This is a genomic window from Kocuria himachalensis (genome assembly GCF_054784195.1).
The window spans coordinates 1-14,291 of the sequence record NZ_BAAGPL010000024.1 but is presented as its reverse complement, the minus strand read 5'-3'; the positions used below and the strand labels follow the sequence as shown (position 1 = coordinate 14,291).

Sequence of the window (14,291 nt, the reverse complement as noted above, 5' to 3'; positions counted from 1 at the left end):
CCGTCCAGTATGCCAGACGTCGTCAAGTCCGCCGGCCCACGGCCCGCTCACTGCTCGAGGCGCGCGGCCTCCCGCCACGTGAGGGCGCGTCCGCCCTGGAACACGGCGCGCTGGTAGATCCGTTCCCCGAGGCGCAGCAGCACCCAGGCCGCGGCCAGGGCGGTCGTGAGGGACAGCACGGGCTGCCACCAGGCCACGCCGCCGTCCAGCATCCGGATGGGCATGGCCACCGAGGAGACGACCGGCACGAAGGACGCGGCCGTCAGCCACGCGCCCTCGGCGTAGAGGCCCACGAAGAGGGCGCCGACGAGCACCGTCATGATCGGCCCGGTGCTCGTCTGGAGGTCCTCGGAGCGGGAGGCCAGGGAGCCGAGGACCGCCCATACGGAGGCCTGCGCGGCGAAGCCCGCCACGAAGAAGGCCACGAACCAGCCGGAGGCGGCGACGATCCAACCGACGTCCGCGGCGGCGCCCGTGACGTTGACGCCGACGAGGCCGACCGCGGCGTAGAGGCCGATCTGCGCGAACGCCAGCAGGCAGTTGCCGAGCACCTTGCCGTAGAGCAGCTGCCGGACCGGGACGGCGGTGGCCAGGATCTCCACCACCCGGTTCTGCTTCTCCTCGAGCACGGAGTTGGCGATGGCCATGCCGAAGAGGATGGCGGCCAGGTAGAACAGGAACGCGAAGACGAAGCCCACGACGAGCCGCGCGGGGCCGCGGTCCTGCCCGCCGGACAGCAGCTCGGTGCGGACCTCGGAGCCCGCGGTCAGCTCCTCGGCGGTCGTCCCGGCCGCCCGGGCGTTGGCCGCCAGGGTCTCCTCGGCCACCGCCTGCTCGAGGGCCCGGGCGAGCGCGGGATCGACGTCGTCCTGGCCGACCACCGTCCAGCCGTCGAGGCCCCGCAGCAGCGCGGCGTCGGCGGTCTCGTCGGCCACCGCGCGGCGGGCCGCGTCCGGGGAGTGGGCGGAGTGCACGGTGAGGGTGTCGTCGCCGCTCTCGGCCAGCGCCTGCGCCGCCCGCGCCGCGACGGGCGCGGCCTCGGGCGCCGCGGTCGCCAGGACGTGGTCCGCGGCCCGGCCGCCGAACAGGGCGGAGGCGGCGATCGAGCCGGCCACGAGGAGCACCGTGACCACGGTGGAGAGCAGGAAGGACCGGTCGCGCAGCTTGACCGAGATCTCGCGGGCCGTGACGATCCACCAGGGACGGGCTGCGGGCGGGCGGGGGGTCATCGGGTGACCTCGCGGTAGACGTCGGACAGGGCGGGGACGATCTCGGTGAACTCCAGGAGCCCGCGGGGCACGGCGGCCTCGAGCAGGCGACGGCGGGCGTCGTCGTCGTCGAGCTCGAGCACCGCGGCCGGGCCGTCGACGTCGACGACGCGCACGCCCCGCAGGTCCCGCACCCAGCCGGCGTCCTGCTCGCAGCGCATCCGGTGCCGGCGGGGACCGGCGCGGCGCAGGTCGTCGGCCGCTCCGGCGGCCATGACCCTGCCGCCGGAGAGCACGACCAGGGAGTCGCAGAGCCGGTCGACGAGGTCGAGCTGGTGGCTCGAGAAGAGCACGGGCACGCCCTGGGCCGTGTGCTCGCGCAGCAGCCCGACCATGGAGTCCACCGCCACGGGGTCCAGGCCGGAGAACGGCTCGTCCAGCACCAGGGCGGCGGGCCCGTGCAGGAGCGCGGCGGCGACCTGCACCCGCTGCTGGTTGCCGAGGGAGAGGGACTCCAGCCTGTCCCTCCCGCGGTCGCCCAGGTCGAAGCGCTCGAGCAGCCGCCCGGCCTCCGCGAGGGCGTCGCGCCGGTCCATGCCGTGGAGCCGGCCGAGGTAGCCGAGCTGCTCGAGCACGGGCTGCTTGAGGTAGAGCCCCCGTTCCTCGGGCATGTACCCGAAGCCGGCGCGGTCCGCCGCGGTGGCGGGCCGGCCGTCCCACAGGACCTCCCCGGAGGAGACGCGCAGCACGCCCATGAGCATCCGCATGGTCGTGGTCTTGCCCGCGCCGTTGGCGCCGACGAAGCCGGTCATCCGGCCCGGCTCGACCCGGAAGGAGACGTCCTCGACCACGGTGCGGCCCCCGAAGGTCCGGCTCAGGCCCCGCGCCTCGAGGACGTGCCCCTCGGGGCGGCGGCGGAAGCGGGTGGTGGTCGCCGCAGGAGTGGTGCTGGTGCTCATGGGCCCGGGGTCCTCTCGGGGTGCGTCCTCCCGGTGGGTGCCGGGCGGCTCGTTCCCCAGCCTACGAACGCGGGGGCCCGGAGGTATCCCCACCCGGGCGGAGTGCCGGCGCCGTGGCGCCCGGGCTCCGCCCCGGTGGCCTCCGCCCCGGGGCGGAGCCGGCTCAGTCGACCAGGCCCGCCCGGTGGGCGAAGACGACGGCCTGCACCCGGTCCCGGGAGCCCGTCTTCGCGAGGATGTTGGACACGTGGGTCTTGACGGTGGCGGGCCCGAGGAACAGCCGCTGGGCGATCTCCGCGTTGGACAGCCCGTCCGAGACCAGCAGCAGCACCTCGTGCTCCCGCTCGGTGAGGGAGTCGAGGACCCGGCGCCGCGCGGGGTCGGGCGGCGAGGGGTCGGCCGGCGCGGGAGCGGGGGCAGGGGGGTCCGTGGTCAGGGCCCGGATGACGCGCAGCGTGGCCTCGGGGGCGAGCAGCGCGTGGCCGCCGGCCACGGCGCGCACGGCCTCCACGAGGTCGTCCGGGTCCGCGTTCTTCAGCAGGAACCCGCTGGCCCCGGCGGCGAGCGCGTCGAAGAGGTAGTCCTCGCGGTCGAACGTGGTGACGATCACGACCTTGGCGCACCCGGTCCCGACGATCCGGCGGGTGGCCTCGATGCCGTCCATGACGGGCATCTGCACGTCGAGCAGGGCGACGTCCACCGCGCCGTCGCGGGCGGCGGCGACGGCCTCCGCGCCGTCGGAGGCCTGCGCCACGACCTCGATGTCGTCCTCCACGGACAGGACCATGGCGAAGCCGGAGCGCACGAGGGCGTGGTCGTCGGCGAGCAGGACTCGGATCATGCCTCTGATCCTCGCAGAATCCTGTCCGTGGTGCCGGACGTGGTGCCGGACGTGGCGCCGACGGCGGCGTCCGGGGCGTCTCCCCCGGAGCCTCCGGGGGGCAGCGGGCAGCGGGTGCGGACCCGCCAGCCGGGCCGGCCCGAGCGCGGCCCGATCTCCGCCTCCCCGCCGTGCAGGCGGACGCGCTCGCGCAGCCCCTGAAGGCCGAACCCGGTGCCGGCGGTGCCGCGGCGGGGCGAGCCGTCGTCGAGCACCTCGAGCTCGAACCACGGCCCGCCGGGGCCGCGGCCCGTGCGCAGCGTGACGGACGCGGCGGTGGCCGTGGAGTGGCGGATCACGTTGGACAGGGACTCCTGGGCGCAGCGGAAGGCGGACAGGCCCAGCGCCGGGGGGATCCTGTCCAGGTCACCCGGGACGGCCTCGACCGTGCGGACGTCCACCGCGAGCCCGTTGTCGGCGTGCCGGCGGGCGAGGGCGGCGATGTCGGCGAGACCGGGGTCCGGCCGGCGGGCGGCGGGCGAGGCGCCCCCGCCGGGGCCTGGGGCGCCCTCCTCGCCCTCGGCGCGCAGCACGCCGAGCAGCTGGCGCATCTCCCCCACGGCGGTCCGGCTGGACACCTCGATGGTGCGCAGGGCCGTGGTGGCGGCGGCGGGGTCACGGTCCAGGACCTTGCGCGCGGCACCGGCCTGGATGCCGATCACGGACACGTGGTGGGCGACGACGTCGTGCAGCTCCCGGGCGATGCGCATCCGCTCGTCGACGACGGCGCGGCGGGCGATCTCCGCGGACTGCTCCCGGATCCGCTGCGCCTGGGCCGCGAGGCGGTGCTGCTGCAGCGCGGCCCGCCAGGACGCGCGCCCGGCGAGCACGGCCCCGCCGAAGTACACGGCGTTCACGAGCAGGGTGAACACCGCGTAGGACGGCAGCTGGGGCAGCGGCCCGTCGACCTCGCCCAGTCCGGTGAGGAAGTCCGCGTAGGCGTTGGTGACGGTGAAGGCGCCGAGCAGCCACAGGCCCATGGTCCCCACGACCACCGACATCGCGACCCACAGGGCCTGGCGGTCGCGCGACCAGGCGACGGCGGCGTAGAGGGCTGCGAAGTAGGCGCCCTGGAAGGGCAGCGTCATGGCGGCCGTGGGGCTCGCGTAGGTCAGGCCCAGGAACAGCGCGGAGGATGCGACCACCACGGGCAGCGGGTAGCGCCGGCGCAGGGCGAGCGGCACCACGATGAGCACGGTGCTGAGGTAGAAGCGCCAGGGCTCGTCCCCCTCCGCGAGCCCCGCGTAGCTGTGCACCAGCACGGACGCCAGGAGCGCGACGAGCAGGAAGCCGAGGGCGGCCAGCACGTCGTTGCGCCGCTGGGCCGCCGTGGGCGCGGGCCGGGACCAGTACGGGTCCTCGGGGTCGTTGAGCCAGGCGGTGACGCGCGCCGCGAGCGGAGTGCCCCGGCCGGTGCCCGCCCCGGCGTCCGGGTCAGTGGTGGGTCGGGTGTGCACGCCCCCACGGTAGCCCGCGGCGGACGCCGCGGAAATCCGCCCCGCGGCGGATCCTGCGGGGAGCTCAGTCGCGGAGCAGGCCGAAGAAGCGGCGCAGGCGCGCTCGCGAGCCCGGGGCGGCGGGCGTCATCGGGAGCTGGGCGGCCGGTCCGGCGGACGCGGGCCGCTCCTCGTTCCGCCGGCGGCGCGCGCCGCGCAGGGCGGCGTAGTAGGCGCTCTCCGCGGCGGCGTCCGCGAGCAGTGCCGCGGACAGGGTGCCGAGCACGCGCGCCCCGGCGCCGCCGCGCCGAGCCGCCCCGGCGAGCCCGACCCCGAGGGCGGTCTCGGTGCCGGCGACGGCCAGCAGCAGCTCCGGCCGGCGGACGAGGGCCCGCTGGTAGCGCGCGAACAGCCCGTCGCCGGTCGGCTCGATGGTCATCCCCCGCAGCAGGGCCGAGGCCACGCCCGTGGGCTCGTAGTGCTCGGCGCCCTCCGTCTCCGTGAGCTCCCGGCGGCCCTCGACGACCTTGGCGGCGAGCACGGGCAGCCCCAGCAGCTGCAGGACGGACTCCAGGACCAGGTCGGTGGACTCCCCCAGCACGTAGTTGCGCAGCCGGTTGGTCTCGGCCGGGTCGAGGTCGAAGACGGAGGCCACGGACTCGGTCTGCAGGTCCGAGGTGCCGCCGGAGCACAGCCGGACGAGGTCGCGCTCGAACCGGGCGGCCGGCGTCTCCTCGGCCTCGACGGACACCCCGCCCGCGGGGAGCCAGTCGGGGCCCCACTCGAGGGCGCACACGGCGTCGGCCGCCTCGAGGTCGGTGACGGACGCGGGGTCCTCCCCGGCGAGCAGGACCTCGAAGGAGCGGGTGGCCCCGTCCGAGGACAGCGCCACGGCGGTCTCGGCGAGACCGGTGCGCACGGCCCAGAAGTCGACCTCGGCGTCGAAGACCACCACGGACCAGCCGTGCCGGGACACGGCGGTGAACCCGGTGCCGGACAGGGCCGCCAGCACGGGCAGCTCTGGGGCGTCCAGGCGCACGAGCAGCACCCGGCGCAGCCCGGGGTGCTCGGGCCGGAGCTGCTGGCCGGTCATCCGCACGAGGGTCGCGGAGAGCTCGTCGAGGGTGCACCCGGGCCGCACGGAGCCGTCCTCGGAGGCCTGCGCCAGCCGGCCCCCGGCGTCGGCGAGGAACATCAGCTGAGTGGCCCGAGGGCCCTCGGCGTAGGCGCTGATCAGGCGGTGGTGGGCGATGACCTTGCGCATCCCCTCGCAGGTGGGGCGCAGCCCGGAGCCGTCGGACGCGGCGGCCTCCGTCGCGCACAGCACCGTGGCGGGGACCAGGTCCCACGCGGAGGTGGGGGACGCGATGTCGTCGGCGGGGAGTGAGGTCATGGCGTCCATGCTACGCCGTCGCCGCGGCCGCCCGGGGGGCTCGCGGAGCGTTCCCGGCGGCGCCGGTCCGCTCAGCGGGGCCCGTCGACGAGCTCGGCCGTGGTGCCGTCCTGGAGGGCGGCCAGGCCCGCCCGCAGGCGGCGGGCCAGCCCGGGGCGCAGGTACCGGTCCAGGTCCGCGGGGGCCGTCCAGCGGTGGCTGAGCAGTTCCTCCTCCTGGATCGCGATGGGCGTGTCGGCACCGATGACGCCGCCGTCGTAGACGAAGGAGACCGAGTCCCCCCACAGGCCCATGGCCACGCCGTGGTGGACGACGAGGAGCCGGCCCTCGGGCAGGTGCAGGCCGATCTCCTCGACGACCTCGCGGAAGCACCCGGTGCGGGGGTCCTCCCCCGCCTCGACGGTGCCTCCGGGCACGGTCCAGTCGGACTTGTAGTTGGGCTCCACGAGCAGCACGCGGCCCTCGGGGTCGCGGATGAGGGCCTCCGCGGCGAGGCGGCGGGTCGGCAGGGAGTCCACGAACTGCTTCAGCTCGGCCTCGGACAGGTAGGAGCTCACGGCGCGATCACTGTCCCAGGAACTTCTCGAAGCCCTTGGGCAGGTTCAGGTCCGCGGGGTCCGGCTGCCCCGGGGCGGCGCCGAACGCCGATCCGGCGGGCGCCTTCTGCTTCCGCTGCTGCTCGAGGGCCGCGTTCTCCTGCGCCCGCTTGGCGGGGTTGCCCGAGCGGGAGCCCCCCTTCTTCGCGGAGCCCTTGCCCTTGCCCTTCTTCGGACCGCCGCCGGCGCCGGGCATGCCGGGGATGCCGGCCGGCATGCCCGGCACGCCCTTGCCCTGGGCCAGGCGCTTCATCATCTTCTGCGCCTGGGCGAAGCGCTCCATGAGCTGGTTCACCTCGGAGACGGTGACGCCCGAGCCCTTGGCGATGCGGGCGCGCCGGGAGCCGTTGATGATCTTGGGCGCCACCCGCTCGTGCGGGGTCATGGACCGGACGATGGCCTCGACGCGGTCGATCTCGCGCTCGTCGAAGTTCTCGAGCTGCTCGCGCATGCCGGCGGCGCCCGGCATCATCATGAGCATCTTCTTCATCGACCCCATCTTGCGCAGCTGCTGCATCTGGGCGAGGAAGTCCTCGAAGGTGAAGTCCTCCTGGTCGGTGAACTTCCGGGCCATCTTCTCGGCCTCGTCGCGGTCCCACTGCTTCTCGGCCTGCTCGATCAGCGTGAGGACGTCGCCCATGTCGAGGATGCGGGACGCCATGCGGTCCGGGTGGAACTGCTCGAAGTCGTCGACGTTCTCCCCGGTGGAGGCGAACATAATGGGCTTGCCGGTCACGGAGGCCACGGACAGCGCGGCGCCGCCGCGGGCGTCGCCGTCGAGCTTGGACAGGACCACGCCCGTGAAGTCGACGCCCTCGTTGAAGGCCTGGGCCGTGTTCACGGCGTCCTGGCCGATCATCGCGTCGATGACGAAGAGGACCTCGTCGGGCCGGACGGCGTCGCGGATGTCGCGGGCCTGCTCCATGAGGGCCTCGTCGATGCCGAGACGGCCGGCGGTGTCCACGATGACCACGTCGTGCAGCCGCGCGCGGGCCTGGGCCACGCCGTCCCGGGCGACCTGCACGGGGTCACCCGTGGGGTCGTCGAACTCCGAGGTGGTGCCCGGGTGCGGGGCGAAGACCGGCACCCCGGCGCGCTCGCCCACGACCTGGAGCTGGGTGACCGCGTTGGGCCGCTGGAGGTCGGAGGCCACGAGCAGGGGTCGGTGCCCCTGGCCCTTGAGCCACTTGCCGAGCTTGCCGGCCAGGGTGGTCTTGCCGGCGCCCTGGAGGCCGGCGAGCATGATGATCGTGGGCCCGGTCTTGGCCATCCGGATCCGGCGGGTCTGGCCGCCGAGGATGTTCTGCAGCTCCTCGTTGACGATCTTCACGACCTGCTGGCCGGGGTTCAGCGCCTCGGAGACCTCGAGCCCGAGGGCACGCTCCTTGACCGCGGCGGTGAACTCGCGCACGACCGGCACGGCGACGTCGGCGTCGAGCAGGGCGCGGCGGATCTCCCGCACGGTGGCGTCGACGTCCGCCTCGGTCAGGCGGCCCTTGCCTTTGAGGTTCTTGAAGGTGGCGGTCAACCGGTCGGACAGTGAATTGAACACGGGTCGAAAGCTGCTTTCGTCGAGGGAGGCGGCCGGTGCGCCGCGGTCTGCACCGCGGGCCGCGGCCCGGCCCGGTGTGGCGGGTCAGTGTCCAAGGTTAGCAACTCCCGGCAGTGCGGCACCCTCCCCCGCCGACGCACCGGGACGACGACGGCCGGTCCCCTCCCGGTGGAGGTGACCGGCCGTCGGGACCGGTGGGGTCAGAGCGCCGTCTCGTCGCGCTCGCCCGTGCGCACGCGCACGGCGTGGTGCACGTCGGTGACCCACACCTTCCCGTCACCGGCGCGGCCGGTGTTGGCGGAGGAGACGATGACGTCGACGATGTCCGTGGCCTGGTGGTTGTCGACGAGGATCTCGATCCGGACCTTCTCGAGCAGGTCCACCGTGTACTCCGCGCCGCGGTAGACCTCGGTGTGCCCGCGCTGCTGCCCGTAGCCGTGCACGTTCTGGACCGTCATGCCCTGCACGCCGTAGGACTCGAGGGCCGACTTGATGTCCTTGAACTTCTCGGGGCGCACGATCGCGGTGACGAGTTTCATGGGAGGGGTGCCTTTCGTGAGGGTGGTTTGCGCCGGTGGTCGCCGCACGGCTCAGCTGTGCACGGGCTCGGAGCGACCGGGCTCGAAGGACGTGGCGTCCTGCCCGGCGCTGTGCCGTCCCGGGGTGAAGGAGCCCGTGGCGTCGCCGGCCAGCGCGTAGCCGGACTCGGCGTGCTGGGTGATGTCGATGCCGTCGATCTCGTCCCGCTCGGGGATCCGGAAGCCGATGGTCCTGTCGATCACGAAGGCGATGACGAAGGTCAGCACCGCGCAGTAGACGACCGAGACGAGCACCGCCACCACCTGGGTGAGGAGCAGACCGAAGCCGCCGCCGTAGAACAGGCCCGCCGTGCCCTCGGAGGGCAGCGCCACGAAGCCCAGGGCCACGGTGCCCACGATGCCGGAGACCAGGTGCACGCCGATGACGTCCAGGGAGTCGTCCATGCGCAGCCGGTACTTGAGGCCCACGGCGAGCGCGGAGCAGATGCCGGCCACGAAGCCGATCCCGATCGCCCAGACCGGGGAGACGTTGGCGCAGGCCGGGGTGATGGCCACGAGCCCGGCCACGGCGCCGGAGGCGGCCCCCAGGGAGGTGGCGTGCTTGTCGCGGATGCGCTCGGTGAGCAGCCAGCCCAGCATCGCGGCGGAGGGGGCCACGAGGGTGTTGATCCAGATGAGCCCGGCCTGTTCGGCGGTGCCGGCGGCACCGGCGTTGAAGCCGAACCAGCCGAACCACAGGATCGCGGCGCCGAGCATCACCAGCGGCAGGTTGTGGGGGCGCTGGCTCGGGTCCTTGCCGAAGCCCTGGCGGGCGCCGACGATCGTGATGAGGATCAGCGCGGCCACGCCGGCGTTGATGTGCACCACGAGACCGCCGGCGAAGTCGATGGCCTCACCGAGCGCGGAGCCGATGGCGCCGTCCTCGGTGAGCAGCCCGCCGCCCCAGACCATGTAGGCCAGGGGGGCGTAGACGAGCGTGGCCCAGACGGGCACGAACACGGCCCAGGCGCCGAAGCGGGCGCGGTCGGCGATCGCCCCGGAGATCAGGGCGACGGTGATGATGGCGAACGTCCCGCCGTAGGCGGCACCGAGGAGGTCCTCGGTGCCCATGATGTCGGCCAGGGCGAAGGAGGACACCGGGCTGCCCGTGAGCCCGCCCAGCAGCGGGTCCCCGCCGCTCATGGAGTAGCCCCACAGGACCCACACCACGGAGACGAAGGCGATGGAGATGAAGCTCATCATCATCATGTTGAGGACGCCCTTGGCCCGGGTCATCCCGCCGTAGAACAGGGCCAGCCCCGGGGTCATGAAGAAGACCAGGGCTGCCGCGACGATCGTCCACACGTGTCCAGCTGTGATTTCCACGATGTGCACCTCTCTCTGAAGGTTGGTTCGGTCACCGGTGCCACTGGCCCGTTCCCCGCGGGGCCGTCCGGTGCTCACCGTTCCTTATCGAGTGTCCGAGAGAGATGTTTCGTCCGTCGGCGTGCCGGGTTGCCGACATGTTTCACGCCCGCCGCACGGGTTACGCGCAGGTGAACTGCGGCGGGCGTGTGGGGCGTTGGGGGGACGGATCAGTCGAGCAGGGCGTCCACGAAGCTCTCGGGCTCGAAGGGTGCGAGGTCGTCCGGCCCCTCGCCGAGGCCGATGAGCTTGACCGGCACCCCGAGGCTCTTTTGGATGGCGACCACGATGCCGCCCTTGGCGGTGCCGTCCAGCTTGGTGAGGACGATGCCGGTGACGTCGACGACCTCGGCGAAGACCCGCGCCTGGGTCATGCCGTTCTGCCCGGTGGTCGCGTCGATGACGAGCAGCACCTCGTCGACGGTGGCGGCCTTCTCGACGACCCGCTTGATCTTCCCGAGCTGGTCCATCAGGCCCGCCTTGTTCTGGAGCCGGCCGGCGGTGTCGATCATCACGACGTCCACCTCGTGCTCGATGCCGGCGGTCACGGCGTCGTAGGCCACCGAGGCGGGGTCGGCGCCCTCGGCGTGCGAGCGCACGGTGGGCACGCCCACGCGGGCGCCCCAGGTGGAGAGCTGGTCGGCGGCCGCGGCGCGGAAGGTGTCCGCGGCGCCGAGCACCACGTCCTTCTCCTCGGCGACGAGCACGCGGGCGAGCTTGCCCACGGTGGTGGTCTTGCCCACGCCGTTGACGCCCACCACGAGGACGACGGCGGGGATCGACCCCTTGCGCTGCACGGCGAGGGACCGGTCCATCGACGGGTCGACCAGCGCGAGGAGCTCTTCCCGGAGCATCGCCTTCACGTGGGCGGGGTCGTCGGTGCCCTCGACCTTGACCCGGCGCTGGAGGGCCTTGACGAGGGCCATGGACGAGTCCGTGCCGAGGTCGGCGAGCAGCAGCGTCTCTTCGATCTCGTCCCACACGTCCTGGTCGATGCGGTCGCGCGAGAGCAGGGCCAGCAGGCCCTTGCCGAAGACGTTGTTGGACTTGGCCAGCCGCCCGCGCAGCCGCGCCATCCGGGACGCGGCGGACTCGGGGCGGTCGAGGGCCCGCCGGGTGTCGGCGGGCGGAGCCGGGGCGGTGCCGGGTTCCAGGTCCCCGGGGGCGGCGACGGGACCGCCCTCGAGGTCGTCGGGGTCCCGGGTGGAGGGGTAGCCGCCGCGGGGCGCCTTGGGCCCCCGCAGCAGGACCAGCCCGAGCAGACCGAGGACCACGACGGCGATGAGCACGTATGCGAGAACGGGTATCGAATCCACGTCGCCCAGCTTCTCACACCGCCCCGTTCCGGGGCCGACGGCGGCGGGTCCGGGCGGCCGCCCGGGAGTCCTAGACTCGACGGGTGCCTGTCCAGCCCGCCGCCGCCGCGCCCGAGCGCGAGCGCGTTCCCCAGCAGATCACGGTGCTCATCGCCGCCGCCTTCGTCATCGCGATCGGCTACGGCATCGTGGCCCCCGTGCTTCCCCAGTTCGCCACGACCTTCGGGGTGGGCGTGGCCGCCGCCTCGGCCGTGGTCAGCGTCTTCGCCGTGGCCCGCCTCCTCTTCGCCCCGGCGGGCGGGCGGATCCTGAACCGGATCGGCGAGCGCCCGACCTACGTGACCGGCGTGCTCATCGTCGCGCTGTCCTCGGCGGCCACCGCGTTCGCCCAGACCTACTGGCAGCTGCTGCTGTTCCGGGGCCTCGGCGGGATCGGCTCGGTGATGTTCACGATCTCGGCGATGGGGCTGATCGTGCGGCTGGCCCCGCCGCGGATGCGGGGGCGGGTCTCGGGCTACTACGCCTCCGCGTTCCTGGTGGGCGGGGTGCTCGGCCCCGTGCTCGGCGGGCTGCTGGCCGGCTTCGGCATGCAGGCGCCGTTCCTGATCTACGCGGTGTCGCTGCTGGTGGCCGTGGCCGTGGTGCACTTCCGGCTCAAGGACGAGGTCCTCGGCGCCGGCAAGGACCGCCGGAACCAGCCGGTCATGACCGTGGCCGAGGCGCGCCGGGTGGGGGCCTACCGCGCCGCCCTGGTCTCCAGCTTCGCCAACGGGTGGACCGCCCACGGGATCCGGGTGGCCCTCGTGCCGCTGTTCGCGGTGGCCGTGCTCGGGGCGGGTCCGGCCGTGGCCGGCCTGGCCCTGGCGGTCTATGCCGCGGGCAACGCGATGACGCTGCCGGTCACGGGCCGGCTCACGGACCGGTTCGGGCGCAGGCCGCTCGTGCTCAGCGGCCTGGTGCTCAACGGGGTCGCGACCATGGGGCTGGGCCTGGTCCAGGACGTCCCGTGGTTCGTGGTCCTCTCGCTCGTGGCCGGGATGGGCTCCGGGACCCTGAACCCGGGTCAGCAGGCGACCGTGGCCGACGTCATCGGACCGGACCGGGCCGGCGGGCCGGTGCTGGCCCGTTTCCAGATGAGCGCCGACGCCGGTCAGATCCTCGGCCCCGTGGTGGCCGGTGCGCTGGCCGACGCCGCGGGCTTCGGCTGGGCCTTCGGGGTCTCCGGGGCGATCATGCTGCTGGCGGCCGGGGCCTGGCTGCCGGTGCGGGACACGATGGAGCGGCCCGACCCGCCGCCCGTGGGCGGCGCCGGGCAGTAGCGCCGCCGCCGGGCCCGGTGGGGATCAGCGCAGCTCGGCGAGCCGCTGCCCGATGACGGTGGTCACGCCGTCCCCGCGCATCGCCACCCCGTAGAGGGCGTCGGCGATCTCCATGGTCCGCTTCTGGTGGGTGATGATGATCAGCTGCGAGGTCTCCTGCAGCTGCCGGAAGATGCTCAGCAGCCGCCCGAGGTTGCGGTCGTCGAGGGCCGCCTCGACCTCGTCCATGACGTAGAAGGGCGAGGGGCGGGCCTTGAAGATCGCCACGAGCAGCGCGATCGCCGTCAGCGAGCGCTCCCCGCCGGAGAGCAGGGACAGGCGCTTGATCTTCTTGCCGGCCGGGCGCGCCTCGACGTCGATCCCGGTGGAGAGCATGTCCGTGGGGTCGGTGAGGCGCAGCCGGCCCTCCCCGCCCGGGAACAGGGTGGCGAAGACGCCCTCGAACTGCCGGGCGGTGTCGGCGTAGGCCTCCGCGAAGACGCGCTCCACGTGCTCGTCGACGTCGCGGATGATGCTGCGCAGGTCCTGCCGGGAGCGCTTGAGGTCCTCGAGCTGCTCGGCCAGGAAGCGGTGGCGCTCCTCGAGGGCCGCGAACTCCTCCAGCGCCAGCGGGTTCACCCGCCCCAGGGAGGCGAGCTCCTTCTCGGCCCGGCGCAGCCGCGCCTCCTGCTCGGCGCGCATGTAGGGGGCCCCCGCCGCGGTCTCGGCCGGGGCGCCGGTCGCGGCGCCGAACAGGGCGTCCTGGCCGTCGCCGGTGGCCGACGGCGCGGTGGCCGCGGGCTCGGCGCCCTCCGGCGCCCCGTGCTCGGGACCGGGGTCGGGGATCAGCAGGTGCGGCCCGTAGTGCTCCACGAGCGCGTCCGGGGTGAGCCCCAGCTCCTCGAGGGAGCGGTCCTCCAGGGCCTGGATCCGGGCGCGCTGCTGGGTGCGGGCCAGCTCGTCCCGGTGCACGGAGTCGGTGAGCTCGGCGAGCCGTGCGGCGAGCCGGTCGTTCGCGGCGCGCAGGTCCGTCAGCTCCGCGTCCAGCCCGGCGCGGACCGCCTCGGCCCGGTCCCGCTCCGCGGCGGCGACCGCCGCGGACGCGGTCACGAGCTCGAGCAGCTGCCCGGCGCCGGCGAGCACCGCCTCGGCGTTGCGGGCCTGGAGCCGGCGGCGCCGCGCCCGGCGCGCCGCGTCCTCGCGGGCCCGGCGCTCGGCCGCGGCGGCCCGCTCCTGCGACGCGGCCCGGTTGCCGAGGGCCCGGGCCTGCTCCTCCAGCGAGCGCAGGGCCAGCCGGGCCTCCGTCTCCGCGGTGCGCGCCGTCGTGGCGGCCCGGTGCAGCTCGTCGCGGCGGGCGGCGGCCTCGAGCTGGACGGTCTCGGTGTCCTCCTCGCCGTGCTCCTCAGCGGCCTCGAGCCGCTCGGCGGTCTCGCGCAGCCGCTCCTGCTCCCGGGCCAGGTGCTGCCGGGCGGCCGCCACCTGCTCGTCGAAGCGCCGGGTCTCCGCCTCGGCGGAGTCCAGCACGGCCCGGACCCGGGACAGCACGGACGCGGCACGGTCCGCCGCGCGCTCGGCGGCGCGCAGGGCCGCCGCGGTCTCCTCGGCGGCCCGGCGGGCGTCGTCCCGGGCACCGGCCGCCAAGCGGGACGCGGCGCGCGCCCGGTCGAGGGCCGTGGCGAGCTCGGCCCGCTCCGCCTCGGCGGCCTCGGC

The 14,291-nt window shown here is 74.5% G+C and carries 12 protein-coding genes; 1 reads left to right on the top strand and 11 read right to left on the bottom strand.

Annotated elements, in window-relative coordinates:
- Nucleotides 1–47: 47 nt before the first annotated feature.
- The 10 genes from ACYVM4_RS16210 to ftsY form a co-directional block, all read right to left on the bottom strand.
- Nucleotides 48–1,229 (bottom strand): ABC transporter permease, encoded by a 1,182-nt coding sequence (locus ACYVM4_RS16210; protein ID WP_460669203.1) that lies wholly within the window; start codon nt 1,227–1,229, stop codon nt 48–50.
- On the bottom strand, nt 1,226–2,167 hold the full coding sequence (locus ACYVM4_RS16205; RefSeq protein WP_460669202.1) for an ABC transporter ATP-binding protein: 942 nt from the start codon (nt 2,165–2,167) through the stop codon (nt 1,226–1,228). Before ACYVM4_RS16205 ends, ACYVM4_RS16210 begins: the two co-directional genes overlap by 4 nt.
- Nucleotides 2,168–2,330: 163 nt before the next feature.
- Nucleotides 2,331–3,008: a response regulator gene (locus ACYVM4_RS16200; RefSeq protein WP_460669201.1), complete on the bottom strand. Its 678-nt coding sequence runs from the start codon at nt 3,006–3,008 to the stop codon at nt 2,331–2,333.
- The gene (locus tag ACYVM4_RS16195) at nt 3,005–4,504 is read right to left on the bottom strand and encodes a sensor histidine kinase (RefSeq protein ID WP_460669200.1); all 1,500 of its coding nucleotides are present in this window, start codon (nt 4,502–4,504) and stop codon (nt 3,005–3,007) included. Before ACYVM4_RS16195 ends, ACYVM4_RS16200 begins: the two co-directional genes overlap by 4 nt.
- Before the next feature lie 64 nt (nt 4,505–4,568).
- Nucleotides 4,569–5,876, bottom strand: coding sequence for a hypothetical protein (locus ACYVM4_RS16190; protein WP_368822170.1), 1,308 nt, complete (start codon nt 5,874–5,876; stop codon nt 4,569–4,571).
- A gap of 71 nt (nt 5,877–5,947) precedes the next feature.
- The gene (locus ACYVM4_RS16185; protein ID WP_460669199.1) at nt 5,948–6,433 is read right to left on the bottom strand and encodes an NUDIX domain-containing protein; all 486 of its coding nucleotides are present in this window, start codon (nt 6,431–6,433) and stop codon (nt 5,948–5,950) included.
- 7 nt (nt 6,434–6,440) lie between these two features.
- Nucleotides 6,441–8,024: a signal recognition particle protein gene (ffh, locus tag ACYVM4_RS16180; RefSeq protein WP_368822172.1), complete on the bottom strand. Its 1,584-nt coding sequence runs from the start codon at nt 8,022–8,024 to the stop codon at nt 6,441–6,443.
- Nucleotides 8,025–8,224: 200 nt separating this feature from the next.
- Nucleotides 8,225–8,563 (bottom strand): P-II family nitrogen regulator, encoded by a 339-nt coding sequence (locus ACYVM4_RS16175; RefSeq protein WP_368822173.1) that lies wholly within the window; start codon nt 8,561–8,563, stop codon nt 8,225–8,227.
- A 51-nt stretch (nt 8,564–8,614) separates the two neighbouring features.
- Nucleotides 8,615–9,928: an ammonium transporter gene (locus ACYVM4_RS16170; protein ID WP_460669198.1), complete on the bottom strand. Its 1,314-nt coding sequence runs from the start codon at nt 9,926–9,928 to the stop codon at nt 8,615–8,617.
- 209 nt (nt 9,929–10,137) lie between these two features.
- Nucleotides 10,138–11,283: a signal recognition particle-docking protein FtsY gene (ftsY, locus tag ACYVM4_RS16165; RefSeq protein ID WP_460669197.1), complete on the bottom strand. Its 1,146-nt coding sequence runs from the start codon at nt 11,281–11,283 to the stop codon at nt 10,138–10,140.
- Nucleotides 11,284–11,366: 83 nt separating this feature from the next.
- Between ftsY and ACYVM4_RS16160 the strand changes: the two genes are divergently transcribed.
- Nucleotides 11,367–12,602, top strand: coding sequence for an MFS transporter (locus tag ACYVM4_RS16160; RefSeq protein WP_368822176.1), 1,236 nt, complete (start codon nt 11,367–11,369; stop codon nt 12,600–12,602).
- Between the two features lie 24 nt (nt 12,603–12,626).
- Here the strand turns inward: ACYVM4_RS16160 and ACYVM4_RS16155 are convergent.
- Nucleotides 12,627–14,291: coiled-coil domain-containing protein (locus tag ACYVM4_RS16155; protein WP_460669196.1), on the bottom strand; the 1,665-nt coding region annotated here is incomplete at its 5' end.

What these genes read in the sequence shown, in the direction of transcription:
- ACYVM4_RS16210 (WP_460669203.1), bottom strand. Translation starts at nt 1,229, where the DNA reads ATGACCCCCCGCCCGCCCGCAGCCCGTCCCTGGTGGATCGTCACGGCC.
- ACYVM4_RS16205 (WP_460669202.1), bottom strand. Translation starts at nt 2,167, where the DNA reads ATGAGCACCAGCACCACTCCTGCGGCGACCACCACCCGCTTCCGCCGC.
- ACYVM4_RS16200 (WP_460669201.1), bottom strand. Translation starts at nt 3,008, where the DNA reads ATGATCCGAGTCCTGCTCGCCGACGACCACGCCCTCGTGCGCTCCGGC.
- ACYVM4_RS16190 (WP_368822170.1), bottom strand. Translation starts at nt 5,876, where the DNA reads ATGACCTCACTCCCCGCCGACGACATCGCGTCCCCCACCTCCGCGTGG.
- ACYVM4_RS16175 (WP_368822173.1), bottom strand. Translation starts at nt 8,563, where the DNA reads ATGAAACTCGTCACCGCGATCGTGCGCCCCGAGAAGTTCAAGGACATC.